This is a genomic window from Pigmentiphaga sp. H8, from assembly GCF_003854895.1.
Classification (GTDB): domain Bacteria; phylum Pseudomonadota; class Gammaproteobacteria; order Burkholderiales; family Burkholderiaceae_B; genus Pigmentiphaga.
In genome coordinates this window covers 237,153-260,077 of the sequence record NZ_CP033966.1, presented here as the reverse complement: position 1 = coordinate 260,077, position 22,925 = coordinate 237,153, and the positions used below count along the sequence as shown (strand labels likewise).

Here is a 22,925-nt window from a genome sequence, read left to right as displayed (position 1 = left end):
GATCGGCGAGGTCAGAGGTGGCGCGGCTTGCGCGGCGCGCGCACGGCGAAGTGGTCGTAGACGGCATCGGGCAACAGGCGCATCAGCTTGGCGACGATGCCCATCTGCCAGGGAATGACGGTGTAGCGGACGCCGCGGTCCAAGGCGCGGGAGGCCTTCGCGGCGAACACGTCGGCATCCATCAGGAACGGCATCGAATACGGATTGCGCGCGGTCATGGGCGTGCGGATATAGCCGGGCGCGATGGTCGAGACGCGTATGCCCTGGGGCGACAACTCGTTGCGCAGGCTTTCGCAATAGGCGATGACGGCCGCCTTGGACGCGCTGTACGCCCCCGCGCCGGGCAGTCCGCGTATGCCGGCCACGCTGGCGATGCCCGCCAGGTGGCCCCGGCCGGCCTGCTTCATGGCGGGGATGAACGGTTCGAAGGTCGCCACCATGGCGATCAGGTTGGTGTCGATCACGGCGCGGAAAGCGTCGAAATCTTCCATTTCCTCGGTCAGCGTGCCGGTGCTGATGCCGGCATTGGCGATCACCAGATCGGTGCCGCCCAAGGCCAGGAAATCCCGGGCCGCCGCATGCAGGGCATCGCGGTCACGCACGTCCAGCGCATAGCAGCGGTGCGTGCCCGGCAGCGACGCGGCCAGCGCCTGCAAGGCCTCCCGCCGCCGGCCCACCAGCCCCAGGGTCGCGCCAAGCGCCGCATAGCGGCGCGCCAGCGCCTGGCCGATGCCGCTGCTCGCGCCAGTGATGAAGACGTTCATGCTCCCCTCTCGTAAGCCCATCATTATCACCTTTAATCATGTAGTTCTTACCAAAAATCATTAAGAGGCCGGCCTCGCCTACCCCCTTTGTCGCCGGGAAGCCAAGCCGGCCGGCCATGGATGAATCTGCGATACTGCGGAAAGAACCGCGTCCGCGGCACCACAGAGAGCAAGATGACGTCCCTTCCCATTTCCGATGTGCACGCCGCGCTGGCCGGACTGGTCGGCCAGGCGAATGTCTATGCCGATCCCGCGGACAAGGCCCGCTACGAGACCGGCGCCCGCTATGGCGATGGCAAGGCCGCCCTGGTGGTTCGGCCCGGCTCGGCCGCCGAGGTGGCCACAGTGGTGCGCTACTGCGTGGACACCGGCACGCCGCTGATCGCCCAGGGCGCCAATACCGGTCTCGTGGCCGCCAGCACGCCGAACGCCAGCGGCACCCAGGTCGTGCTGAGCCTGGAGCGGCTGCGCGGCGAGATCGCGATCGACCGCGCCAACCGCACCGCCACCGTCGGTGCCGGCGTCACGCTGCAGGAACTGAACGACAAGCTGGCCGACCATGGGCTGTGCTTTCCCATCGACCTGGGCGCCAACCCCTCGCTGGGCGGCATGATCGCCACCAACACCGGCGGCTCGCGGCTGATCCGCTACGGCGACGTGCGCCACAACCTGCTGGGCATCGAAGTCGTGCTGGCCGATCCGCCCGGGCAGGTGCTCGATCTGATGAGCGGCCTGCGCAAGAACAATACCGGCTACGACCTCAAGCAGTTCTTCGTCGGCGTGAGCGGCGCGGGCGGCATCATCACCCGCGCCGTGGTGCAGGTCCATCCGCTGCCCCGCCAGACGGCCACCGCGCTGATCGTGCCCACCAGCCAGGAAGCCGTGCTGGAACTGCTGATCGCGCTGGAGAGTGAGTTCGGCGATTTCCTGACCGCCTACGAAGGCATGTCCAGCTCCACCGTCCAGTCCGTCATCGACCACGTGCCCGGCGTCGCCAATCCCTTTGCCCCCGAGCCCATTCCCGACTACTGCCTGCTGGTGGAACTGGCCGCCACCTCGTCGCGCGAAGTGCTGGGCGTAGACCTGCAGTCGGCGCTGAACGACTTCCTGGAACGGCAGTTCGACGTGCTCGTGGCCAACGCCGTGCTGGATGGCGGCCCCGACCTCTGGAAGATCCGCCATTCCATCAGCGAATCCATCCGCCACCAGGGCAAGCTGATCGCCTTCGACATCGCCGTGCCGCGTTCCTCGATGGTCGACTTCCAGACCACCGCGCGGCGGATGCTGGAATCCGACTTTCCCTGGCTGCGTCTGTTCGACTTCGGCCACTGGGCCGACGGCGGCACCCACTTCAACATCGTCTGGCCCCACGACGCCACGCCCGCCTACGACACGGACACCGTGGAAAAACTACGGCTGGCGATCTACGACCTGGTAGTCCGCCAGTTCGGCGGCAGCTTCAGCGCCGAACACGGCGTCGGCCCCTACAACGAACGCTTCTACCACCGCTATGCCTCGCCCGAGGCGCAAGCGCTGTCGGGCAAGATCCAGCAGGCCATCGACCCCGGGCATGCGCTGGGCCAGGTTCACTTCGGCCCCTCCCCCCAATCCTGACTTTCTCCAGAAAAACAAAAACGGCCTTGCACCATTGAATGCAAGGCCGTTCTCGTATCCACGATCCAGACCCAGGGCACAGCGGATCCGGCTCCGCCGGTCCGCCAGTGCCGCCCCCTGGGGGGCGCGCGTCAGCGCGTAGGGGGGGTCCTTTCTTTCCCGATCAGGAAGTCCGCGACCTGGAGAGCGCCGAGATTGCTGCCGGTCAGCGACGGCGAGGTCAGGTAGCGGCCGTTGATGGCCAGGGTGGGCACGCCGTCAATCTTGTAGGCTTCGGCCAGCTTGGTGGCGCGCTGCACCTTGCTCTGGACGCCGAAGGAGTTGTAGGCGGCCGTGAACTGGGCACGGTCCAGGCCCTGCTTCTCGGCCCAGTCGAAAATGCGATTGGCCGTGTTCAGCGGCTGACGCTGTTCGTGGATGGCGGTGAAGACCATGCGGTGCAGCTGGTCGACCTTGCCCAGGGCTTCCAGGGTGTAGTACAGGCGCTGCTGCGGCTCCATGCCGGCATTGAAGCGCACCGGCACGCGGCGCACCACGACATCGGCCGGCAGCTTCTTGAACCAGGACTCCAGGCTCGGCTCCAACGCGTTGCAGTGCGGGCAGCTATACCAGAAGAACTCGGTGACCTCGATCTTGCCCGGCGAATCGGTGGCCTGGGGCTGCTGCAGGCGGATGTACTCGGTGCCTTCGCGCGGCTGCTGCGCCTGGGCGGTGCCCGGCAGGGCGGCGACGAAACCGGCGGCCAAGGCCAGGCCGGCGAACATGTGGCGGAAAGCGTAGCGACCGATCATAGGATTCCTCTGATAACGTGGCCCGGACGGCAGACCGGCCGGGCGCGATGGAAACTCGGACCGCGGCACGCGGCGCGAAGTTCCATCCGGATCATTTCTTCACGACGGCGGCCTCGATGCCGTTCTCGGCCAGGCGCGCGCGCGTGCGGTTCATGTCGTCGAGCCGGGTGAACGGCCCCACGCGTACGCGGTGCACCGTGCCGGCGGCCACGTCGGCCGTCTCCAGGCGCGCCTCGAACCCCATGAAGGCCAGCTTGGCCTTCAATGCCTCGGCATCCTCGATCACGCGGTAGGCGCCGACCTGCAGGAAATAAGTGCCCGAAGCGCCCGGCGCCGGTGCGGGGGCCTGGGATGGAGCGGCTGCCGGCGGCGCGGACGGTTGCGCGCCCTTCCTGGTCTTGTCGACGTTCTGGCTGGCCAGGAAGTCTCCCAGCGGATCGCGGGTGGCCTGGGGCACCGGCGCGGGTGCCGGCTGCGTGGCCGAAGGACCCGAGGCCGACGGCGCGCCGGCGGGACCGTCCCTGCCGTAAAGGCTGCGGTTCGGATCCGGCGCATTGGCCGGATCGGGCGGCTGCGCGGGCGCCGCCGGCCGCGTTCCCTTGCTGACGAAGGGCACCGGCGCCTTGGTGATGTAGAACGCCACCAGCACGGCCACCAGCAGGCCGACCAGCAATCCCGCCATCAGGCCGAACATGGTCCCGCCCACCGCGCGTTTGGGCGCGGCCTGGCGTTGGTTGGCGCTGCTCTGCTTGCCGCCGCGGGCAGGCTTCGTCTTCGCTGTGGAGGCCATGAATCGTTACATCCGTTGCGGAGCGGAAACGCCCAGCAACGCCAGCCCGTTGGCCAGCACCTGCCGGGTCGCGGCCAGCAGCGCCAGGCGCGCCAGCTTCAGCGCCTCGTCGTCCACCAGCACGCGCTCGGCATTGTAGTAGGCATGGAAATCGGCCGCGCAATCCTTGAGCCAGAAAGCGACGTGGTGCGGCGACAAATCGTTGGCCGCCAGCCCCACCATGGACGGGAACTCGGCCAGCCGCTGCAGCAGCAGGAATTCCCGTTCGGCCGTCAGCAGCGAGGTATCCGCGCGCGCCAGGTCGGCTTCGTCGCCGCCCCACTGCGCCAGCACCGAACAGATGCGCGCATGGGCGTACTGGATGTAATAGACGGGGTTCTCGTCGGTCTGCTTGAGGGCAAGGTCGACGTCGAACACGAACTCGGTGTCGGCGCGGCGCTGGATCAGGAAGTAGCGCACCGCATCGCGGCCCACCCAGTCGATCAGGTCGCGCATGGTCACGTAGCTGCCGGCGCGCTTGGAGATCTTGACCTCTTCGCCGCCGCGCATGACCTTGACCATCTTGTGCAGCACGTAGTCGGGGTAGCCCTTGGGGATGCCCACGTCCAGCGCCTGCAGGCCCGAGCGCACCCGCGCCACGGTGCCGTGGTGGTCCGAACCCTGGATGTTGATGGCCTTGGTGTAGCCGCGCTCCCACTTGGTGACGTGATAGGCCACGTCCGGCACGAAATAGGTGTAGCCGCCCTCGGACTTGCGCATGACGCGGTCCTTGTCGTCGCCCTCGCCCAGCCCGGTCGTGCGCAGCCACAGCGCGCCGTCCTGCTCGTAGGTGTGGCCGCTGGCGATCAGGCGCTGCACGGTCTGCTCGACCCGGCCCGACGTGTACAGCGAGCTTTCCAGGTAGTAGTTGTCGAACTTCAGGTCGAAGGCCTGCAGGTCCAGGTCCTGCTCGCGGCGCAGGTAGGCCACGGCGAACTTGCGGATGTCGTCCAGGTTCTCGGGATCGCCCGAGCCGGTGACCGGCTCGGCGTCGGCCGCCTGCACCGTCTTGCGGGCCAGGAAGTCCGTCGCGATTTCCGAGATGTATTCACCGCGATAACCGTCGGCCGGGAAATCCGGATGATCGGGACCGAAGCCGCGCGCGCGCGCCTGGACACTGATCGCCAGGTTCTGGATCTGGTTGCCGGCGTCGTTGTAGTAGAACTCGCGCGTGACGTTCCAGCCGCTGGCGTCGAACAGGCGACAGATCGCATCGCCCAGCGCGGCCTGGCGGGCATGGCCGACGTGCAGCGGACCGGTGGGGTTGGCCGACACGAATTCGACCATCACCTTGCGGCCGTTGGCCGGCGCGCGGCCGAACTCGGCGCCGCGCACGCGGATGGCGTCGACCACCGCCTGCTTGGCGGCGGGCGCGATACGCAGGTTGATGAAACCCGGACCGGCGATCTCGGCGCTCTGGACAAGGGCGGCCGCGCCCGGCAGCGCCAGCAGCGCATCGACGATGGCCTGCGCCAGCTCGCGGGGATTGCGCTTGAGGGGCTTGGCGATCTGCATCGCCACGTTGGTGGCGGCGTCGCCGTGGGAGGCCACCTTGGGCCGCTCGAGCAGCAAGGTGGGCGTGGCTTCGGGGGCAACGGCCTTGACGGCGGCGCCCAGGAAGCCGAGAAGTTGTTCCTGTTGCTCGGGGAGCATGGCTGGATCGCGCTAAATGAAAAACCAAGAGCGGAATGTTAACAGCCGCGAGCGGGAGAAGGGGAAAGGCATCCAAGCGGACTCCCGCGAACGCCGTTCTGTCATCGCAGGTAACACATGATGCGTATGGATAACATTAGCCCCCGCCAAAAGCCGCACATCGACTTCCGCCATAATGGAGACCGGTCCACGACACGGAAAACACAACACCATGATCGTCACCTTCAGATCCAAGGCCGCCGGCGAAGTCATCATGCTGGGCGAGCACGCCCGGCCACTGCTGGAACTGGCCGGCAAGATGCCCGAGATCGCCGCGGGCACGCGCGGCGTCTTCACGCCCGAGCAACTGCCCGAGGCCATCCGCCGCATCGAGGCCGCGATAGGCGTCGAGAAGGAGCCTCGCTACGACGAGGACAACCCCGAGGAAAAAGAGAAGGCCGCCAGCCACGTGGGCCTGAAGCAGCGCGCCTTTCCGCTGCTGGACATGCTGCGCAAGGCGCAGGCGCAAGACGTCAACGTGACCTGGGAAAGCTGAGGAGCCGCCGCATGACCCGACCGCCCTGGCAGGACGTACTGGACTTCTGGTTCCTGCCCCCCGACGACCCCGGCTACCTGAAGCCGCGCCACGTCTGGTTCCAGAAGAACCCCGACTTCGACGCCGAGATCGAACGACGCTTCCTGCCGCGGGTCGAGCAGGCGGTGGCCGGAGGCCTGCGCGAATGGAAGCGGGAACTGGGCGGGGCGCTGGCGCGCATCGTGCTGCTGGACCAGTTTCCCCGCAACGCCTGGCGCGGTACGCCGCGCGCCTTCGCCGGCGACCCGCAGGCGCTGGCCGATGCGCTGGAACTGATCGACTCGGGCCGCTACCTGCAATTGCCGCCGGTGCAAAGGGAATTCGTCTACCTGCCGTTGATGCACAGCGAAAACCCCGGCATCCAGGAACGATGCGTGGCCCTGTACACCACGCTGGCGCAGGAACACCCCGCTTCCCAGAACTCGCTGGACTTCGCCATCCGCCACCGCGACATCGTGGAGCGCTTCGGCCGCTTCCCCCACCGCAACGCCACCCTTGGGCGAGCCAGCACGGGGCAGGAACTGGAGTTCCTGAAGCAGCCCGGGTCGGGGTTTTGACTAGGACCAGACGAGCCTAGGACGACGCTGGATCCGCACGACCCCGGTGCTAAACTGGCCTCGTCGCTCTCCTCCAAAGCTGACCATGTACGCAGGAACCGGTATGTACAGCCTGAGCGAAGCGGCTCGTTTGATTGACGTCCCTTCGCGGCAATTGAATCGGTGGCTTTTCGGGTACCACTACCAGAAAAGCCAGGGCGACACGCGCTCGCGCTCCTGGTCTCCCCCGCTGTGGACACCGGCGCTATCCACGCAAGAATTCGACGAAAAGGTCATCGGCTTTCACGACTTGCTGGAAGTTCGCTTCGTCCACGCATTCGTCCAGTACGGCGTACCGCTGCTTGTCGTTCGCAAATGCCTGGAGTCCGCCCAGCAGATCTGGGGCGTCAAATATCCATTCACCACGCTGAAATTCAAAACGGATGGCCGAACGATATTTGGCGAAGCGATTCGGCAAGCTGGAATGGACGAAGCGTTGGTGGATCTGCGGAACAGACAGCATGTATTCCGGGAAATCATCAGCCCGTCGCTGTACGCTGGTATCGAGTATCACCAGGACCAGGCGTCCAGGTGGTATCCATTGCTTAAGCGGGAAGGCATTGTCCTGGACCCTTCCCGCCAGTTCGGAAGCCCCATCGTGGAAGCGGCAGGTACGCCAACCGACATCCTGCACGCGTCATACATGGCCGAAGGCGGAAACGAAGAAGCGATCAAGGCAACGGCTGCGATCTACGACATTCCACCGCGTCTTGTCAGATCTGCCGTCAGGTTTGAGGAAAGCCTGAGGCAACGAGTCCATTGAACTTCCTCCTGGACAACAATCTCCCGCCACAGTGGGCGCCCGCGCTTGCCGAAGCGAGCCAGGGAGTCCTGGCCGGCCGCATCGGTGAAGTCTGCCACCTGCGCGGCCGCTTTCCCAAGAACACCGACGACATCGTTTGGCTGCGGACTCTCGGTGAGGAGCGGGATTGGGCCATCCTGTCCGTGGATGCCTTCCGGAAAAAGAATGGCGCAGAGCGGCAGGTCATTCGCCAGTACGGCCTCTCGGTCTTCGTACTGCAATCGAGCTGGTCCAGCCGGAAGTACTGGGACAAGCTGTCGCAGTTGGTCCTATGGTGGCCCCGAATCGTCGATCAGGCCAACACGGTAGAACGCGCCGCGGTCGAGGTCCCCTGGCGCGTCTCCACCCGCTTCAAGCAACTGTAGCGGCTTGGGCAAGGGGCACGTGGCCCCGTGCCTGACCTGATCACACGCTCACTTCGGCAAGCTTGGTCCCCGCCGTCGCGGACGGCTGCCCGCTGTCGCGGATATGCCGGTTGACCGCGCTCAGTACGGCCTTGAACGAAGCCGTGACGATGTCGCTGTCCACGCCCACGCCGAAGCCCGTGGGGGCATCGCCCACGCGCACTTCCACGTAGCAGGCGGCGGTCGCGTCGGCGCCCACGCCTATCGAGTGCTCGTGATAGTCCATCATCCGCATCGGCATGTTCAGCGCCTGCACGAAGGCGTCGATCGGGCCGTTGCCGGTACCCACCAGGGTGCTGACCTGGCCGTTGGCCTGCACGTCGACCTCGACCCGCACGCCGCCTTCGACGCTGGCCATGCGATGGCGGACGAAGCGATAGGGCTCGTGCTGCTCCAGGTACTCGCGGCTGAAGATGGAGTAGACGTCGGCGGCCACGACCTCCTTGCCGGTCTCGTCGGTCACGCGCTGGATGGCGCGGCTGAACTCGATCTGGAGGCGGCGCGGCAAGTCGAAACCGTACTCCTGCTGCAGCAGGTAGGACACCCCGCCCTTGCCGGACTGGCTGTTCACGCGGATGACCGCGTCATAGCTGCGGCCCAGGTCGGCCGGGTCGATGGGCAAGTAGGGAACGTCCCAGACGGCATCCGGCTGGCGCTGCGCGAAGCCCTTCTTGATCGCGTCCTGGTGCGAGCCCGAGAACGCGGTGAAGACGAGGTCGCCCACATAGGGATGGCGCGGATGCACTGGCAACTGGGTGCAGTATTCGACGCAGCGGCGCACGTCGTCGATGTCGGAAAAGTCGAGCCCCGGCGAGACGCCCTGGCTGTAGCAGTTCAAGGCCAGGGTGACGAGGTCGACGTTGCCGGTGCGTTCGCCGTGGCCGAACAGGCAGCCTTCGATGCGCTCGGCGCCGGCCAGCACGGCCATCTCGGCCGCCGCCACCGCGGTACCGCGGTCGTTGTGCGGGTGGACGCTAAGGATGATGCTGTCGCGGTTGGCCAGGTTGCGGTGCATCCACTCGATCTGGTCGGCGTAGATGTTGGGCATCGCGCATTCGACCGTGGCCGGGAGATTCAGGATGATCTTGCGGTTGGGCGTCGCGCCCCAGGCCTCGACCACCGCATCGCACACTTCCTTGGCGAAATCGAGTTCGGACGAACTGAATACCTCGGGCGAATACTGGTAGACCCACTCGGTATCGGGGCGCGCGTCGGTCAATTCCTTGATGAGGCGGGTGCCTTCCAGCGCGACCTGCTTGACCTCTTCGCGCGTCATGCCGAACACGATGCGGCGGAAGGCCGGCGCGATGGCGTTGTACATGTGCACGATCACCCGGCGGCCGCCTTCGACCGACTCGATGGTGCGGCGGATGAGTTCTTCACGCGATTGCGTCAGCACCTCGATCGTGACGTCCTCGGGTACCCGGTTCTGCTCGATCAGGCCGCGGATGAAATCGAAATCCGTCTGCGAAGCGGACGGGAAACCGACCTCGATTTCCTTGAAGCCGATCTGGACCAGCTTCTCGAACATGCGCGTCTTGCGCTCGCCGTTCATGGGCTCGATCAAGGCCTGGTTGCCGTCGCGCAGATCGGTGCTCATCCAGATCGGCGCCTTGGTCATGCGGCGATTGGGCCAGCTACGCTCGGAAAAGTCGTAGGCGGGGAAAGGGCGGTATTTCGCCTCGGGATTCTTCAACATGATGGACTGCTCCTGCTACTGCGGACTCGGAATGGACGGATGGACCGTGTGAGTGGCCGAGAGGGGGCTGCCGAACTGCCACGAGGACGCTAGGCCCGGCAACCGATCGGTAGTAGTAGCGAGGAAGCAATGAGGGCGACGATCGCGCGCACGTCGGCACCCGGCGCGGCTTGGCGCAGGGAGGCGGCGGAGCGGATGGCGGAGATGGCCATGGTTGCGATCGTGCTTGGGGAAAAATTCGGATAGATGTGATAGTCAACCACAAATCCGGATTGCTGGCAAGCCGCCTGGGCAAAAACTACGACGCCATCAGGCACCGGCGATGTCGGCGAGATGGTCGGCCGTCCATATGGGGAATGGAGCCTGCGCCCGCAAGGCCAGCAGGTCCGCATCGCCAGTCACCAGGGCCTCGGCCCCGGCAACATGGGCGAGCACGACGAAGACCTGGTCCTTCTTATCACGGCATTCGGGCAGGATCGGCCAGACGGCGGGCAACGTGACGACCTCGGCATACGGAAGAAAATCCGCGAGCAGGTCGTTCTGGTCACTGGCTGACAACCGGAACTTGGGATAAGCCAGGACACGCAGCAATTCATTGGCGGTAGCCCGGCAGACCAGAGGCGCAAGCCTCCCATCCTGCCAGGCCCGGCGTATCCAGGCCAGCCGGCCCGAAGTGAACGTCAGCGCCGACAGCACGATGTTGGTGTCGAGCACGACGCGACGCGTCATCGCCGTGCCCAAGCAAGGGCCTCTTCGACATCCTGCTCGGTAATGCCCAGCTGCTCCAGCTTGTCACGGACGGCTTGAGCCTGATGGACTCTGACCGGGGTCAATACGATGCGCCCATTCTCGACCGTTACGTCGAAATAGTCCGTCTCGTCCACGCTGGAGACCGCGGCCTTGGGCAAGGTGATCTGGTTTTTCGATGTCAGCTTGGCAAGCATAGGAACCTCCATAAACCAACAAATCTTATTTCCTTACTTTATCATAGTAAGGAATCACGCCCTATCTAAATTCGGGGTAAACCCGGGATATCCCCTTGCCCAACGCCAGTCCACCATCTTCCGACAACCAGAAGGAGACTGCCGTGGCAAGCTACCAGGCCTTCCATGCCCGCTCGGTGGACGAACCCGGGCCGTTCTGGAGCGAGCAGGCGCGGCTCGTCGACTGGCACGCTCCCGCCGCCCAGCCGCTGGACCTGTCGCATCCTCCCTTCTCGCGCTGGTTCGTCGGCGGACTGACCAATCTGTGCCACAACGCGGTCGACCGGCACCTGGCCGAGCGCGGCGGCCAGCCCGCGCTGATCCACGTCTCGACCGAGACCGGCACCGAGTCCGCCTACACCTACGCGCAACTGCACGACGAAGTGAACCGGATGGCCGCGGTGATGCAGGCCCTGGGCGTGCGGCGCGGCGACCGGGTGCTGATCTACATGCCCATGATTCCCGAGGCCGCGTTCGCGATGCTGGCCTGCGTACGGATAGGCGCCATCCACTCGGTGGTGTTCGGCGGCTTCGCCTCGGCCAGCCTGGCCACGCGCATCGACGACGCCCGGCCGGCCCTGGTGGTGTCGGCCGATGCCGGCTCGCGCGCGGGCAAGGTCATTCCCTACAAGCCGCTGCTGGACGAAGCGCTGCATCTGGCCTCGCATGCGCCGGCCAGCGTGCTGCTGGTGGACCGGGGCCTGGCATCCATGACCTTGCAGGAAGGGCGGGACCACGACTACACGGCGCTGCGCGAGCGCCATGCGCACGCCCGCATTCCCTGCGTCTGGCTGGAGTCGAACGAACCTTCCTACATCCTCTACACCTCCGGCACCACGGGCCGGCCCAAGGGCGTGCAGCGCGACACCGGCGGCTATGCCGTGGCGCTGGCCGCGTCGATGCGCCACATCTTCTGCGCGCAAGCGGGCGACGTGATGTTCACCACCTCGGACGTCGGCTGGGTAGTGGGCCACAGCTACATCGTCTACGGGCCGCTGATCGCGGGCATGACGACGCTGATGTACGAAGGCACGCCGGTGCGCCCCGACGGCGCGATCTGGTGGAAGCTGGTGGAGCAGTACCGCGTCACCCACATGTTCAGCGCCCCCACCGCAATACGGGTGCTGAAGAAGCAGGATCCGGAAACGCTGCGCCGCCATGACCTTTCCACGCTGCGCACCTTGTTCCTGGCCGGCGAGCCGCTGGACGAGCCCACCGCGCGCTGGATACACGAGGCCATCGGCAAGCCGGTGGTCGACAACTACTGGCAGACCGAGACCGGCTGGCCCATGCTGGCGCTGCCGCGCGGAGTGGAGGACCTGCCCACCAAGTTCGGTTCGCCCGGCCTGCCGGTGTACGGCTATCGGTTGAAGATCGTGGACGAACAGACGGGCGAGCCGTGTCCGCCCGGGCGCAAGGGCGTGGTGGCGCTGGAAGCGCCGCTGCCGCCGGGCTGCATGTCCACGATCTGGGGCGACGACGCGCGCTACGTTTCCACCTACTGGTCGGGCTTTCCCGGCAAGCTGCTGTATTCCAGCTTCGACTGGGGCATCCAGGACGAGGACGGCTACGTCACCATCCTGGGCCGCACCGACGACGTCATCAACGTCGCGGGACATCGGCTGGGAACCCGCGAGATCGAGGAAAGCGTCTCCAGCCATCCGGACATCGCCGAGGTCGCGGTGGTGGGCGTGCAGGACGCGCTGAAGGGCCAGGTGGCGATGGCCTTCGCCATCGCGCGCAGCGCAGAGCGTGCCGCGACGCCCGAAGGCCGCATGCGGCTGGAAGGCGAGGTCATGCAGACGGTCGAGCGCAGGCTGGGCGCGGTGGCCCGCCCGGCGCGGGTGTTCTTCGTGAACGCGCTGCCCAAGACCCGCTCGGGCAAGCTGCTGCGGCGGGCCATCCAGGCCATTGCCGAAGGGCGCGACCCCGGCGACCTCACCACCATCGAGGACGCCGGCGCGTTGCAGCAGTTGAAGGACGCGATGTTTCCGCCGGCCTAGCGCTTGGCGGCCGCGGCCAGCGCCTGGCAGAAGGCCCGCGCCGCGGGCCCCGGCGGCGCGTCCACGCGATGCGCCAGGTAGGCCTCCGACGCCAGCGAGCTGTCGCGGCCCAGCGCGGACACGGCCAGCCGCACCAGCCGGCCCTCGGCCAGGTCCCGCTCCACCTGCCACGCCGGCAGGCGCCCCCAGCCCACGCCCGCAAGGATGAGCTGGTGCTTGGTGTCCTGCGTGTTGACGCGGCAGGTCTGCGGCGAAAGCACGCCGAAATCCTGTCCCGGTGTCAACGAGGAGGGATCGGCCAGCACGATCTGCAGATGGCCGGCCAGGTCCGCCATCTGCAGGGGCGTAGCCGTTGCCGCCAGCGGGTGGGATGCGCCGGCCACCGCCACCACCTCGACCGCCGCCAGGGCTTGCATGGCGATCTGCGGACTGCGGAAGTGCTCGCCCACCGTGATGCCCACGCCATAGCGCCGATCGAGCAGTCCCGACAGCGGCCCGCCCAGCGGCTCGACCGCCAGCCGCACCGCCACGGCCGGATAGCGGGACCGCATGGCATTCAGGGCCTGCGCCACCCAGGCTATCGGAAACAGCGTGTCCACCACCAGCGCAAGCTCGAGCTCGACGCCCTCGCCCATGCCCCGCGCCCGAGCCCGCATGGCGTCCACGCGCAGCAGGATGTCCCGCACGTTGCTCAAGAGGGCCTGCCCCTCGTGAGTCAGGACAGGGCGATGTCCGCCGCGATCGAACAGCGCGACGCCCAGTTCTCCTTCCATCCTGGCGATGGCATGGCTGACGGCCGACTGCGCGCGCCGCAGCCGGCCGGCCCCCGCCCGGAAGCTTCCCGTTTCCGCCACGGCGGCGAACACACGCATCTGGTCCAGGGTCAGGGCGTCGATCATGATCGATTATTTGGATAGAAAACATCTAAATAATGTCACTTTTGTCGATCGACGGCCAACCCTATGCTGGCAGCCTGACGAACAGGAATGCACGATGCGGGCAAGCCAACAAGACATCGCGGTACGGGAAAAGAACAGCTGGGCGAGTGTCGCGGTCATCGTCGGCGGCGGCGTGGTGCTGGCGCTGCAGGTCGGCAAGGCCTCGATCGCCGCGCCGCTGCTGCGCGCCGACATGGGACTGGACCTGGCCGCCATCGGCTGGCTCACGGCCGTCATCGCCGTGCTCGGCATGCTGGGCGGCATGCCCGCCGGATCGCTGGTGGCGGCCCGTGGCGACCGCCGCGTCTTTCTTGCCGGCCTGGGCACCAGCGCGCTGGGCGCGGCACTGGGCGCGGCCGCGCCGGACTATGCCTGGCTGCTGGCTTCCCGCCTGCTCGAAGGCCTGGGTTTCCTGCTGGTGGTCGTCGCCGGGCCGGCACTGCTGCAACGCGTGGTCGCCGCCGGACAGCGCGATCTGGCCTTCGCGCTGTGGAGCTGCTTCATGCCCACCGGCATCGCGCTGGCGATGCTGCTCGGCCCCCTGTTCTCGTCCTGGCGGATCTTGTGGTGGAGCAGCGCGGCGCTGTCGCTGGCCGCGGCGGCCGCCGTCCTGCTGCTTCCTCCTTCGGCGCGCGGCGACTGGCGGGGATGGCGCGACACGGGCCGCGACGCGCTGGCGACACTGCGTGGCCGGGAACCCTTGCTGCTGGCCGCCGGATTCGGACTGTACAGCCTGCAGTTCTTCGCGCTGTTCAATTTCCTGCCCATTCTGCTGACCGAACGGATGGGGATGCCGCTACAGACCGCCGGGCTCCTGGCTGCCGCCGCCACGGCGGCCAACATCGCCGGCAATCTCTGCGCCGGCGTCCTGATGGGGCGCGGGATGGCCAGATGGGGCCTGGTGGCCGGCGGCAGCGTCGTCATGGGCCTGACGGGAAGCGGAGTCTTCCTGTCCGTGCTGCCCGACGCCGGCAGCTTCGCGCTGTGCGTGCTTTTCTCGGCCGCCGGCGGACTGATCCCCGCCACGCTGCTGGCGACGGCTCCGCGCGCGGCGCCCAGTCCGGCCCGGGTGCCGCTGGTGGTCGGGCTGATGATGCAGGGCAACAACCTGGGCCAGGTCGTGGGTCCGGCCGCGGTCGGCGGCCTGATCCAGGCGTGCGGCTGGCCGGCCGCGGCGGGCATCGCCGGCGGGGCGGGCGTCCTGGCGCTGGCCGTGGCCCTGGGCCTGCGGCACTCCGGAAGATGAACGGCAGGGGCTTGAAATGCGCGCGATCGTCCAGAGATTGGGTTCAGGGGATGCCGCAATCGGGTCCCCGTGAAACTTGCTGACCATCAGGAGATTCGATCCATGAACGCTACTTTTTCTCTGGCGCCCCTGTTCCGCCAATCGGTCGGATTCGACCGCTTCAATGACCTGTTCGAGTCGGCCCTGCGCAACGACGCGGGCAGCACCTATCCGCCCTACAACGTCGAGAAGCGCGGCGACGACGACTACCGCATCGTGATCGCGGCAGCCGGACTGCGCGACGAAGACCTGGACCTGCAGGTCGAGAGCGGCGTGCTGACCGTGACCGGCGGCCGGCGCGAGAAAAGCGAAGGTCCCGTCACCTACCTGCACCAGGGCATCGCGCAGCGCGCGTTCAAGCTCTCGTTCCGGCTGGCCGACCATATCGAAGTGCGCGGTGCGCATCTCGAGAACGGCCTGTTGAACATCGACCTGGTCCGTGAGGTGCCCGAGGCCGCCAAGCCCCGGCGCATCGAGATCGGCAGCGCCGCCCCGGCCCCGCGCGAGCAGCCCGCGCTGGCCAACGCCGCCTGACGGCGCGGCGGAGCGGCAACGCTCCGCCCCCTACGCCGCCGCATCCCACACGTCGTGGCTGCGCGGCGTATCGATGCGATAGTCCGTATAGGGCCGCCGCAGCAGCTCGGCCCCCAGCCGCCTGGCCGCCCCGACCGGGTCGCGGGGGTCGCGCGCGACTTCGCCGCGGCGGTTGCCCGCGCCATGCACGTAGCCGACGAAGGCCGAGTGGCTATATCGGGCGAATTCCTGCACCTGGTGCACGATGCCCAGCCCGGCTCCGGGGTAGCTCTCTTCCGAGGCCAGGGTCAGCGCCAGCCGCTTGCCCTGCATGCGCTTCATCACGTCCGCATGATGCGGGTAGGTGCCCGAATAGTAGGCGAACGAGCGATCGAAGAAGGCCTTGGTCTGCGCCGACATCCCGTACCAGTAAATGGGCGTGCAGAACACCACGCCGGCGGCGGGCAGGAATTCTTCCAGGAAGAGTTCGCCGTAGCGATCGGCCGGCAGCTCGAATGCGGGCGTACGGTCGCCCAGGAATCCGCTGATGTAGTCGTCCAGGAAACGCAGGCGCGGGGCAAGCCCCGCCTCCCGCGCCCCGGTCTCGACCGCGCGGGCCAGCAACGCGCTGTTGCCGTCCCGGCGGGGGCTGCCGACCAGGATGAGGATCGAAGAAGATGAGTCCATTTCATGCATTCCCGTGGAAAGAAGTGGCCCGGGCGTGCCGGGCATGAAAGGAATTTAGGTGGCAAGCCCGGTTCTTGGCGAATGAGCTTCTTTCCAATAAGATGAATTCAACTCATCTCTAGGCTGGCTGCCCTGTGTTCGCCCGACTGCCCCTGAACGCCCTGCGCACCTTCGAAGCCGCCGCGCGGCTGCGCAGCTTCAAGCTGGCCGCGCAGGAGCTGCACGTCACGCCTACCGCGGTGTCCCACCAGATCCGGACGCTGGAGCACCACCTGGGGGCGGCCCTGTTCCAGCGCGAGGCGCGCGGCGTGACGCTGACCACGCCAGGCGCGCGGCTGCTGGAAACCGTGCATGGCGCGCTGCTGGACATCGGCCAGGCCATGGACGCCCTGCGGCCACGGCCCGGCACGGGCGTGGTCACCGTCACCACCACGCATTCCTTCGCGGCCCTGTGGCTCGTGCCCCGGCTGGGCCGCTTCTACCAGGAACATCCCGGCTGCGAAGTGCGGCTGGACGCCACCGAACGCGTGGTCGACCTGTTGCAGGACGCCAGCGTGGACGTGGCCATCCGCTACGGCGGGACCGAGCCGCCGGGCCTGCTGGCACCGGCGGCGCTGGCCGAATCCTTCGGCGTCTATGGCACGCCGGCCGCCGTCCGCGCGGCCGCCCAGGCCAGGCCGACGCTGATCTCGGTGCAATGGCGCGACTCCACCCTGTACGAGCACGGCTGGCGGCAATGGTGCGCGGCGGCGGGCCTGAGCTGGCTGGACGGACGGCCGTCCGTGCGGCACTACGAGGAAGAGCACTACGCCTTGCAGGCCGCGATCGCTGGCCAGGGGTTGGTGCTGGCGAGCTCGATCATGGTGTCGGATGCCGTCGGCACCGGGCTGCTGCGGCCGTTCAAGCCCGGGGTGCGCGTACCGGGCGACCGCTACATCGTGCTGTGCGCTCCCGGCCGCGAACGCCACCCGCCGGCCCGCGCCTTCCTGGCCTGGATCGAACGGGAGTTCGCCGGCGCGCGGGGCGACGAGCCGGTCAGCCGGCCGACTCGGTGAAACGCAGGCCGGCGATGCCAGTCACGGCAAGCGTCAGGAAGAACAGGCGGCCGGGCGGCGCGCCTTCGCCGAACCACACCATGCCGAGCGCCGTCAGCCCGACGGTACCCAGGCCGGTCCAGACCGCGTAGGCGATGCCCAGGGGCAGCGCGCGCAAGGCGTGCGCCAGCAGGAAGATGCTGCCCAGCCCCGCCACGACCGCCACCGCGCTGGGCAGGGGCCGGCTCCAGCCGGCGTTGAGCTTGAGCGCCACCCCCATCACCACCTCCAGGCAGGCCGCCGCCAACAGATAGGTCCAGGCCATGACGCTACGCCCGCGCGACCGTCGCCGCGGCATCGTGGCGCGAGGTGCCCGGCAGGCGATTGGCCGCGATGGCCCGCTGTACCGCCGGCCGCGCCGCGATGTCCGCCAGCCAGCGGCGAACCGCCGGATAGTCCGCGACGTCGAGGTCCAGTTCCTCATGCGTGCGCAGCCATGGAAAGGCCGCCATGTCGGCGATCGTGTAGTCGTCCATCGCCAGGAAGCGGGATGCCCGCAGCCGGCGTTCGACCACGCCGAACAAACGATGGGATTCTTTCCGGTAGCGAGCGATGGCCTCGGCATTGGTGCCGCCGGCGCCGTGCAGGAACCACCACAACTGCCCCAGCATGGGACCGATGCCGCCCACCTGAAAGTACAGCCATTGGCGCACCTGCGCGCGCCCCGCCGGGGTCGATGCCGAGAAGCGCTCGGACTTGTCCGCCAGATAGTCCAGGATGGCGCCCGATTCGAATATCGCCAGCCCGGCATCCCCATCGACGATAGCGGGAATCTTGCCGTTGGGATTGATGGCCAGGTAGTCCGGCTGGTGCTGGTCGCCCCGCCCCAGGTCCAGTGCGACCTGGGCGTACGGGATACCCGCTTCCTGAAGAAAAATGCCGATCTTCAGCCCGTTGGGCGTGTCGGCGGTATAGAGCGTGATGGCGTCTTTCCTGGTCATGGTTGAGCTCCTTGGCATCGGCAATTAATTGCAATTACAATTATTGTATTGGCAACTATGACGCACCACGACCCGTTGCGCAAGAGGAGGCGAGCGATGTCCTTTTCCTTCGTTTCGAACGACGATGCCGCCACCCGCCGCGCGGCGGCCAGTTGTCTGGCGGCATTGAGCCCCTGCGGGAAACCAGCCGGGCAGGCTTCGCTCAGCCCCTGGCAGACCATCGAGGCCAGCGCGCGGGTGCTGGAAGCCGATGCGCTGGCGGACCGCGCGTGGGTGGTCCGCAGCCGCGCCGCGAACGGCGCGACAGCGATGGCCAGCGCTTGGCCGATCTGGTTCCGCCGCAATGCGGCCCGCTACGAACGGCCCCTGGTCTGCCTGTGCCGCATTCCGTCGGTGGCCGGGTTGCAAGGGCTGGCGGCGCAGTTGCGCCAACGCGGCGTGCTGTGCAACGAAGCCACCGCCTGGCGGGAAGGGGCCATCCCGGAGCGCCACGCGGAACTGCCGCTGTGGCTGGCCGACAACCTGGACTATGTGCCCTACGACCTGGCCTGCGCCGACGAGGCCCGGGCCGTTCTGGAAGGTGCCCTGAAGGACATGTATGGCCACGGCACCCGCCGCTTCTACTATCTGTCGGCGCACGACCTGCCAACCCGAGCCGGCACCATCATGGATCCGGCCATGGCATCCGATGCGGTACGGGGCATGTACCTGGCTCGAGCCATCCCGGCCGGAGCCGCCATTGCCCGCGTCCGGCTGCTCGCGGCGGGGACGGTACTGCATGCCGGGTTGCGCGCGGCGCGCTTGTTGTGGCGGGGCTGGCGCATAGGCGCGGAGGTCTGGAGCTGCCCGAGCTACACGCGGCTGGCGCGCGAAGCGCGCCAGGCTTCGTGGCGTGCGCTGTTGCACCCGGACGAGCCGGCGGAAGCTTCGCATCTCGTCCGCTGCCTGGCGCGGGGCCGGGGTCCGGTCATCGCGGCCACCGCCTACCCCCGCCGCATCGCCGAACAGATCGGCGCCCACGTGAGCGGGCCGTTCATGGCCGTGGGCGATGACTCCATGGCGATCGCGCCGCGGGACGACCCGCTGTCATCCCGGGCGCTTGCCCTGGCGGCAATCAAGGTGTTGCAGGAGGCGGGCCGCTAGCCGGCGCCGCCCGCCTCCATCGACCGCCTGGCGTCCGCCGCGGCATGGTCCAGCGCCTTGGCGAACAGGTCCCGTTCGGCGCCGCTGAACCGGGACAGGAAAAGTTCGTCCACGGCGGTCTCGTACACCTTCCACATCTTGCGGCGCAGCGCGCGCCCCTCCTTGGTGATCGAGGCGTAGGCCGCCCGGCCGTCCTCGGCCGAACGCGCCCGCGTGACCAGCCCCTCGCGCTCCAGGCGATCCACCAGCCGCGTCAGGTTGTAGCGCTCGATGGCCAGGACGTCGGCCAGCTCGTGCATGCGGCGGGTGCCGCCGGGACCGCTTTCCAGCCCCCACAAGGCGTCGTACCAGGCATAGGGAGGCAGGTCCGCGGCGGCAAGGCGGCGCTCGATCTCCCGGATCATCCAGCGATGCGCGCGGACGAACGAGAACCAAAGATCGGCTTGCTGTGCGGCCATGAATGCTCCGTGGGTTGATATTGCAGTTGCAATTATATGGGCAGGGTTTAGAATTGCATTTGCTATCATTGTAATTGCAATCATATGCGTGGCCGCGGGCGACCCCCAGGCCAGCAGCCTTAGTGGAGCGCCCTCATGTCCCAACCGACATCACCCATCGACATCGATCCCCAGGAAACCCGAGAGTGGCTGGACGCCATGGAAGCCGTCGTGGCGGTGGAAGGCCGCGATCGCGCGCACTTCCTGATAGACCAGTTGCTGGACGAGGACGTGGCGCAGCACGGCAGCCTGCACGGCCGGGTCACCACGCCCTACGTCAACACCATTGCCCGCGCGCGCCAGCCCCTGTACCCCGGCGACCTGGCCATCGAACGCCGGCTAAGCGCCTACGTGCGCTGGAACGCGATGGCCATGGTGCTGCGCGCCGGCCAACATTCCAACGTCGGCGGGCACATCGCGACCTACGCGTCAGCCGCGGCGCTGTACGACGTCGGCTTCGACCACTTCTTCCGCGGCCGGACCGATACCTTCGCCGGCGACCTGGTCTACATCCAGGGGCACTCCGCTCCCGGCATCTACGGCCGCGCCTATATCGAAGGCCGCATCGACGAAACCCGCCTGGACGATTTCCGGCGGGAAGCCGGACGCCCCGGCCTGTCGTCCTATCCCCATCCCCGGCTCATGCCGGATTTCTGGCAATTCCCCACGGTTTCCATGGGCCTGGGCCCGCTGACCGCCGCCTATCAGGCGCGCTATATGCGCTACCTGGACTATCGCGGCCTCAAGCTCCAGCAGGGGCGCAAGGTCTGGGCCTTCCTGGGCGACGGCGAAATGGATCAGCCCGAATCGCTGGCGGCCATCGCGCTGGCCGGACGGGAGAAACTGGACAACCTGATCTTCGTCGTCAACTGCAACCTGCAGCGGCTGGACGGTCCGGTGCGCGGCAACGGCAAGGTCATCCAGGAACTGGAGGGCACGTTCAGGGCCGCGGGCTGGAACGTCATCAAGGTCATCTGGGGTGGCGGCTGGGATGCCCTCCTGGCCCGCGACCAGGGCGGCCTCCTGCGCCGCCGGATGATGGAGTGCGTGGACGGCGACTACCAGACCTTCAAGTCGCAGGACGGCGCCTACGTGCGCCAGCACTTCTTCGGCAAGTATCCGGAACTGCTGGAGATGGTCGCGCATCTGACGGACGACGAGATCTGGCAGTTGGCGCGCGGCGGCCACGACCACGAGAAAGTCCATGCCGCCTATGCGGCCGCCACCACGCACGCGGGCCAGCCCACCGTGGTCCTGGCCAAGACGGTGAAAGGCTTCGGCATGGGGGAGTCGGGCGAGGGACAGAACATCAACCATCAATTGAAGAAGATGGCGGACAACTCGGTCCGGGCCTTCCGCGACCGCTTCTCGCTGCCGCTGACCGACGAGCAACTGGCCGACCTGCCCTACCTGAAGCCCGAGCCGGGCAGCCAGGAGGCGCGCTACCTGGCCGAACGGCGGGCCAGCCTGGGTGGCCATGTCCCCGCACGCAGCGGCGCCATGGCCCCGCTGCCTATCCCCGCGCTCGATGCCTTCGCCGCCCACTTGAAGGACACCGGCGAACGCGGCGCCTCCACCACCATGGCCTTCGTGCGCATCCTGAGCACCTTGCTGAAGGACCCGGCGCTGGGTCCGCTGGTCATCCCCATCGTGCCCGACGAATCGCGCACCTTCGGCATGGAAGGCCTGTTCCGGCAGATCGGCATCCATTCGCACCTGGGCCAGCTCTATACCCCGCAGGATGCCGGCCAGCTCAGCTACTACAGGGAAGCGCGCGATGGCCAGATCCTCCAGGAAGGCATCAACGAATCGGGCGCCATCTCGTCCTGGATCGCCGCTGGGACCTCGTACAGCACCCACGGCCTCGCCACCATCCCCTTCTACATCTTCTATTCCATGTTCGGCCTGCAGCGCGTGGGCGATCTTGCCTGGGCGGCCGCCGACGCGCGCACGCGGGGCTTTCTGCTGGGCGCCACGTCCGGCCGCACGACGCTGATGGGCGAGGGCCTGCAGCACGACGACGGGCACAGCCACGTGCTGTCCTCGGTCATTCCCAGCTGCGTCTCGTACGACCCCACCTTCTCGTACGAACTGGCGGTCATCATCCAGGACGGGCTGCGCCGGATGTACGTCGAACAGGAAGACATCTACTACTACATCACGCTGCTGAACGAAAACTACCCCCACCCCGCCCTGCGCGAGCCGGACCGGGAAGGCATCCTGAAAGGCCTGTACCTGTTCCGCGCATCCGCTGCCCCGGCGGCGCGTCCCCGCGCGCAGTTGCTGGGCAGCGGCGCCATCCTGCGCGAGGTCATCGCGGCGGCCGAGCTGCTGGAGAACGACTATTCCGTCGCCGCCGACGTCTGGAGCGCCACCAGCCTGACCGAGCTGCGGCGCAACGGCCTGGCCGCCGAACGCTGGAACCTGCTGCATCCCGAGGCCGCGCCACGCGCACCCTACGTGCAACAGTGCCTGGCCGGGCGCCAGGGCCCCATCGTGGCCGCGACCGACTACATGAAGATCGTGGCCGACCAGATCCGCCCCTTCGTCGGCGGCCGCCGCTTCGTCGCGCTGGGCACCGACGGATTCGGGCGCTCCGACACTCGAGAGTCGCTGCGGAGCTTCTTCGAGGTGGACCGGCACTTCATCGTGGTCGCGACGCTGAAGGCCCTGGCCGACGAAGGCGCCATCCCGCCGGCCACGGTAACCCAGGCCATGCAGCGCTACGGCATAGCCGCCGACAAGCCGGATCCGGCCGCGGTGTGAACGAAGAGAGGCATGCCACAATGCCGGCATGCGCACCTTTCTTCTCTACGTCGCCACCGCCTTGGCGGAGATCGTCGGCTGCTACCTTCCCTACTTGTGGCTGCGGGAAGGCCGCTCCGCCTGGCTGCTGCTTCCCGCGGCGGCCAGCCTGGCGCTGTTCGCCTGGCTGCTGACCCTGCATCCCACCGCGGCCGGCCGGGTCTATGCCGCCTATGGGGGCGTCTACATCGGCGCCGCCATCGTATGGCTGTGGGCCGTGGACGGCATACGGCCCACCTCGTGGGACGTGGCGGGCGCGGCGGTGGCGTTGGCCGGCATGGGCATCATCATCTTCCAGCCCCGCTGAGCC

24 protein-coding genes are annotated in these 22,925 nt (G+C 67.6%); 12 read left to right on the top strand and 12 right to left on the bottom strand.

The window, feature by feature from the left end; translation table 11 throughout:
* Window positions 1-11 precede the first annotated feature (11 nt).
* Complete coding sequence (locus EGT29_RS01250; RefSeq protein WP_124687323.1) at window positions 12-764, bottom strand: SDR family oxidoreductase; 753 nt, start codon at window positions 762-764, stop codon at window positions 12-14.
* Window positions 765-938: 174 nt separating this feature from the next.
* Here EGT29_RS01250 and EGT29_RS01245 point away from each other — a divergent pair, with 174 nt between their 5' ends.
* Complete coding sequence (locus tag EGT29_RS01245; RefSeq protein ID WP_161567649.1) at window positions 939-2,378, top strand: FAD-binding oxidoreductase; 1,440 nt, start codon at window positions 939-941, stop codon at window positions 2,376-2,378.
* A gap of 131 nt (window positions 2,379-2,509) precedes the next feature.
* Here EGT29_RS01245 and EGT29_RS01240 read toward each other — a convergent pair whose 3' ends face one another.
* The 3 genes from EGT29_RS01240 to argS all read right to left on the bottom strand — a co-directional run bounded on the left by EGT29_RS01240 (window position 2,510) and on the right by argS (window position 5,651).
* The gene (locus tag EGT29_RS01240) at window positions 2,510-3,169 is read right to left on the bottom strand and encodes a thiol:disulfide interchange protein DsbA/DsbL (protein WP_238160260.1); all 660 of its coding nucleotides are present in this window, start codon (window positions 3,167-3,169) and stop codon (window positions 2,510-2,512) included.
* Between the two features lie 91 nt (window positions 3,170-3,260).
* A complete protein-coding gene (locus EGT29_RS01235; RefSeq protein WP_124692167.1) occupies window positions 3,261-3,863 on the bottom strand; it encodes an SPOR domain-containing protein in 603 nt (200 codons plus the stop codon).
* Between the two features lie 102 nt (window positions 3,864-3,965).
* A complete protein-coding gene (gene argS, locus EGT29_RS01230; protein ID WP_124687321.1) occupies window positions 3,966-5,651 on the bottom strand; it encodes an arginine--tRNA ligase in 1,686 nt (561 codons plus the stop codon).
* Between the two features lie 211 nt (window positions 5,652-5,862).
* Between argS and EGT29_RS01225 the strand changes: the two genes are divergently transcribed.
* The 4 genes from EGT29_RS01225 to EGT29_RS01210 all read left to right on the top strand — a co-directional run bounded on the left by EGT29_RS01225 (window position 5,863) and on the right by EGT29_RS01210 (window position 7,988).
* Window positions 5,863-6,186 carry a DUF1840 domain-containing protein gene (locus EGT29_RS01225; protein WP_124687320.1) on the top strand — a complete coding sequence of 108 codons (324 nt, stop codon included), beginning with the start codon at window positions 5,863-5,865 and terminating at the stop codon, window positions 6,184-6,186.
* An 11-nt stretch (window positions 6,187-6,197) separates the two neighbouring features.
* Window positions 6,198-6,782, top strand: a complete 585-nt coding sequence (locus EGT29_RS01220; protein ID WP_124687319.1) for a DUF924 family protein — start codon at window positions 6,198-6,200, stop codon at window positions 6,780-6,782.
* A gap of 103 nt (window positions 6,783-6,885) precedes the next feature.
* Window positions 6,886-7,584: a DUF433 domain-containing protein gene (locus EGT29_RS01215; RefSeq protein ID WP_238160258.1), complete on the top strand. Its 699-nt coding sequence runs from the start codon at window positions 6,886-6,888 to the stop codon at window positions 7,582-7,584.
* Window positions 7,581-7,988 (top strand): hypothetical protein, encoded by a 408-nt coding sequence (locus EGT29_RS01210; protein ID WP_124687317.1) that lies wholly within the window; start codon window positions 7,581-7,583, stop codon window positions 7,986-7,988. Before EGT29_RS01215 ends, EGT29_RS01210 begins: the two co-directional genes overlap by 4 nt.
* Before the next feature lie 40 nt (window positions 7,989-8,028).
* Here EGT29_RS01210 and leuA read toward each other — a convergent pair whose 3' ends face one another.
* The 3 genes from leuA to EGT29_RS01195 form a co-directional block, all read right to left on the bottom strand.
* On the bottom strand, window positions 8,029-9,729 hold the full coding sequence (gene leuA / locus EGT29_RS01205) for a 2-isopropylmalate synthase (RefSeq protein WP_124687316.1): 1,701 nt from the start codon (window positions 9,727-9,729) through the stop codon (window positions 8,029-8,031).
* A 306-nt stretch (window positions 9,730-10,035) separates the two neighbouring features.
* On the bottom strand, window positions 10,036-10,455 hold the full coding sequence (locus EGT29_RS01200; RefSeq protein WP_124687315.1) for a putative toxin-antitoxin system toxin component, PIN family: 420 nt from the start codon (window positions 10,453-10,455) through the stop codon (window positions 10,036-10,038).
* The gene (locus EGT29_RS01195; RefSeq protein ID WP_124687314.1) at window positions 10,452-10,670 is read right to left on the bottom strand and encodes an AbrB/MazE/SpoVT family DNA-binding domain-containing protein; all 219 of its coding nucleotides are present in this window, start codon (window positions 10,668-10,670) and stop codon (window positions 10,452-10,454) included. The genes EGT29_RS01200 and EGT29_RS01195 overlap by 4 nt, the downstream gene beginning before the upstream one ends.
* Window positions 10,671-10,813: 143 nt before the next feature.
* Here EGT29_RS01195 and prpE point away from each other — a divergent pair, with 143 nt between their 5' ends.
* Window positions 10,814-12,712 (top strand): propionate--CoA ligase, encoded by a 1,899-nt coding sequence (gene prpE / locus EGT29_RS01190; protein ID WP_238160257.1) that lies wholly within the window; start codon window positions 10,814-10,816, stop codon window positions 12,710-12,712.
* Here the strand turns inward: prpE and EGT29_RS01185 are convergent.
* Entirely contained in the window at window positions 12,709-13,611 is a 903-nt protein-coding gene (locus EGT29_RS01185) for a LysR family transcriptional regulator (protein ID WP_124687312.1), read from the bottom strand. The genes prpE and EGT29_RS01185 overlap by 4 nt on opposite strands.
* 94 nt (window positions 13,612-13,705) lie before the next feature.
* On the opposite strand from EGT29_RS01185, the gene EGT29_RS01180 reads away from it, so the two are divergent.
* Window positions 13,706-14,896: an MFS transporter gene (locus EGT29_RS01180; RefSeq protein ID WP_124687311.1), complete on the top strand. Its 1,191-nt coding sequence runs from the start codon at window positions 13,706-13,708 to the stop codon at window positions 14,894-14,896.
* 102 nt (window positions 14,897-14,998) lie between these two features.
* A complete protein-coding gene (locus EGT29_RS01175) occupies window positions 14,999-15,469 on the top strand; it encodes an Hsp20 family protein (protein ID WP_124687310.1) in 471 nt (156 codons plus the stop codon).
* 30 nt (window positions 15,470-15,499) lie between these two features.
* Here the strand turns inward: EGT29_RS01175 and EGT29_RS01170 are convergent, their stop codons facing one another.
* Window positions 15,500-16,135, bottom strand: coding sequence for a flavodoxin family protein (locus tag EGT29_RS01170; RefSeq protein WP_124687309.1), 636 nt, complete (start codon window positions 16,133-16,135; stop codon window positions 15,500-15,502).
* Window positions 16,136-16,269: 134 nt separating this feature from the next.
* Here EGT29_RS01170 and EGT29_RS01165 point away from each other — a divergent pair, with 134 nt between their 5' ends.
* The gene (locus EGT29_RS01165; RefSeq protein ID WP_124687308.1) at window positions 16,270-17,190 is read left to right on the top strand and encodes a LysR substrate-binding domain-containing protein; all 921 of its coding nucleotides are present in this window, start codon (window positions 16,270-16,272) and stop codon (window positions 17,188-17,190) included.
* Here the strand turns inward: EGT29_RS01165 and EGT29_RS01160 are convergent.
* Window positions 17,171-17,494 carry a multidrug efflux SMR transporter gene (locus EGT29_RS01160; RefSeq protein ID WP_124687307.1) on the bottom strand — a complete coding sequence of 108 codons (324 nt, stop codon included), beginning with the start codon at window positions 17,492-17,494 and terminating at the stop codon, window positions 17,171-17,173. The two genes, EGT29_RS01165 and EGT29_RS01160, sit on opposite strands and share 20 nt — an antisense overlap.
* A gap of 4 nt (window positions 17,495-17,498) precedes the next feature.
* Entirely contained in the window at window positions 17,499-18,170 is a 672-nt protein-coding gene (locus EGT29_RS01155; RefSeq protein ID WP_124687306.1) for a glutathione S-transferase family protein, read from the bottom strand.
* A 96-nt stretch (window positions 18,171-18,266) separates the two neighbouring features.
* Between EGT29_RS01155 and EGT29_RS01150 the strand changes: the two genes are divergently transcribed.
* Entirely contained in the window at window positions 18,267-19,313 is a 1,047-nt protein-coding gene (locus EGT29_RS01150; protein ID WP_124687305.1) for a pyruvate dehydrogenase, read from the top strand.
* On the opposite strand, the gene EGT29_RS01145 is transcribed toward EGT29_RS01150, so the two are convergent.
* Window positions 19,310-19,771 (bottom strand): MarR family winged helix-turn-helix transcriptional regulator, encoded by a 462-nt coding sequence (locus tag EGT29_RS01145; protein WP_124687304.1) that lies wholly within the window; start codon window positions 19,769-19,771, stop codon window positions 19,310-19,312. The two genes, EGT29_RS01150 and EGT29_RS01145, sit on opposite strands and share 4 nt — an antisense overlap.
* A 135-nt stretch (window positions 19,772-19,906) precedes the next feature.
* On the opposite strand from EGT29_RS01145, the gene aceE reads away from it, so the two are divergent.
* Together aceE and EGT29_RS01135 are read left to right on the top strand one after the other, a co-directional pair.
* Entirely contained in the window at window positions 19,907-22,576 is a 2,670-nt protein-coding gene (aceE, locus tag EGT29_RS01140; protein WP_124687303.1) for a pyruvate dehydrogenase (acetyl-transferring), homodimeric type, read from the top strand.
* A gap of 28 nt (window positions 22,577-22,604) precedes the next feature.
* The gene (locus tag EGT29_RS01135) at window positions 22,605-22,922 is read left to right on the top strand and encodes a YnfA family protein (RefSeq protein ID WP_124687302.1); all 318 of its coding nucleotides are present in this window, start codon (window positions 22,605-22,607) and stop codon (window positions 22,920-22,922) included.
* Window positions 22,923-22,925 lie beyond the last annotated feature (3 nt).

Coding starts and splice junctions, on each gene's coding strand:
- EGT29_RS01235 (WP_124692167.1), bottom strand. CDS start 3,863: ATGTTCGGCCTGATGGCGGGATTGCTGGTCGGCCTGCTGGTGGCCGTG.
- EGT29_RS01150 (WP_124687305.1), top strand. CDS start 18,267: ATGTCCTTTTCCTTCGTTTCGAACGACGATGCCGCCACCCGCCGCGCG.
- EGT29_RS01145 (WP_124687304.1), bottom strand. CDS start 19,771: ATGGCCGCACAGCAAGCCGATCTTTGGTTCTCGTTCGTCCGCGCGCAT.
- EGT29_RS01185 (WP_124687312.1), bottom strand. CDS start 13,611: ATGATCGACGCCCTGACCCTGGACCAGATGCGTGTGTTCGCCGCCGTG.
- EGT29_RS01215 (WP_238160258.1), top strand. CDS start 6,886: ATGTACAGCCTGAGCGAAGCGGCTCGTTTGATTGACGTCCCTTCGCGG.
- argS (WP_124687321.1), bottom strand. CDS start 5,651: ATGCTCCCCGAGCAACAGGAACAACTTCTCGGCTTCCTGGGCGCCGCC.
- EGT29_RS01180 (WP_124687311.1), top strand. CDS start 13,706: ATGCGGGCAAGCCAACAAGACATCGCGGTACGGGAAAAGAACAGCTGG.
- EGT29_RS01225 (WP_124687320.1), top strand. CDS start 5,863: ATGATCGTCACCTTCAGATCCAAGGCCGCCGGCGAAGTCATCATGCTG.
- EGT29_RS01175 (WP_124687310.1), top strand. CDS start 14,999: ATGAACGCTACTTTTTCTCTGGCGCCCCTGTTCCGCCAATCGGTCGGA.
- aceE (WP_124687303.1), top strand. CDS start 19,907: ATGTCCCAACCGACATCACCCATCGACATCGATCCCCAGGAAACCCGA.
- EGT29_RS01160 (WP_124687307.1), bottom strand. CDS start 17,494: ATGGCCTGGACCTATCTGTTGGCGGCGGCCTGCCTGGAGGTGGTGATG.
- EGT29_RS01135 (WP_124687302.1), top strand. CDS start 22,605: ATGCGCACCTTTCTTCTCTACGTCGCCACCGCCTTGGCGGAGATCGTC.
- EGT29_RS01250 (WP_124687323.1), bottom strand. CDS start 764: ATGAACGTCTTCATCACTGGCGCGAGCAGCGGCATCGGCCAGGCGCTG.
- EGT29_RS01195 (WP_124687314.1), bottom strand. CDS start 10,670: ATGCTTGCCAAGCTGACATCGAAAAACCAGATCACCTTGCCCAAGGCC.
- EGT29_RS01155 (WP_124687306.1), bottom strand. CDS start 18,170: ATGACCAGGAAAGACGCCATCACGCTCTATACCGCCGACACGCCCAAC.
- EGT29_RS01170 (WP_124687309.1), bottom strand. CDS start 16,135: ATGGACTCATCTTCTTCGATCCTCATCCTGGTCGGCAGCCCCCGCCGG.
- EGT29_RS01240 (WP_238160260.1), bottom strand. CDS start 3,169: ATGATCGGTCGCTACGCTTTCCGCCACATGTTCGCCGGCCTGGCCTTG.
- EGT29_RS01245 (WP_161567649.1), top strand. CDS start 939: ATGACGTCCCTTCCCATTTCCGATGTGCACGCCGCGCTGGCCGGACTG.
- EGT29_RS01200 (WP_124687315.1), bottom strand. CDS start 10,455: ATGACGCGTCGCGTCGTGCTCGACACCAACATCGTGCTGTCGGCGCTG.
- EGT29_RS01220 (WP_124687319.1), top strand. CDS start 6,198: ATGACCCGACCGCCCTGGCAGGACGTACTGGACTTCTGGTTCCTGCCC.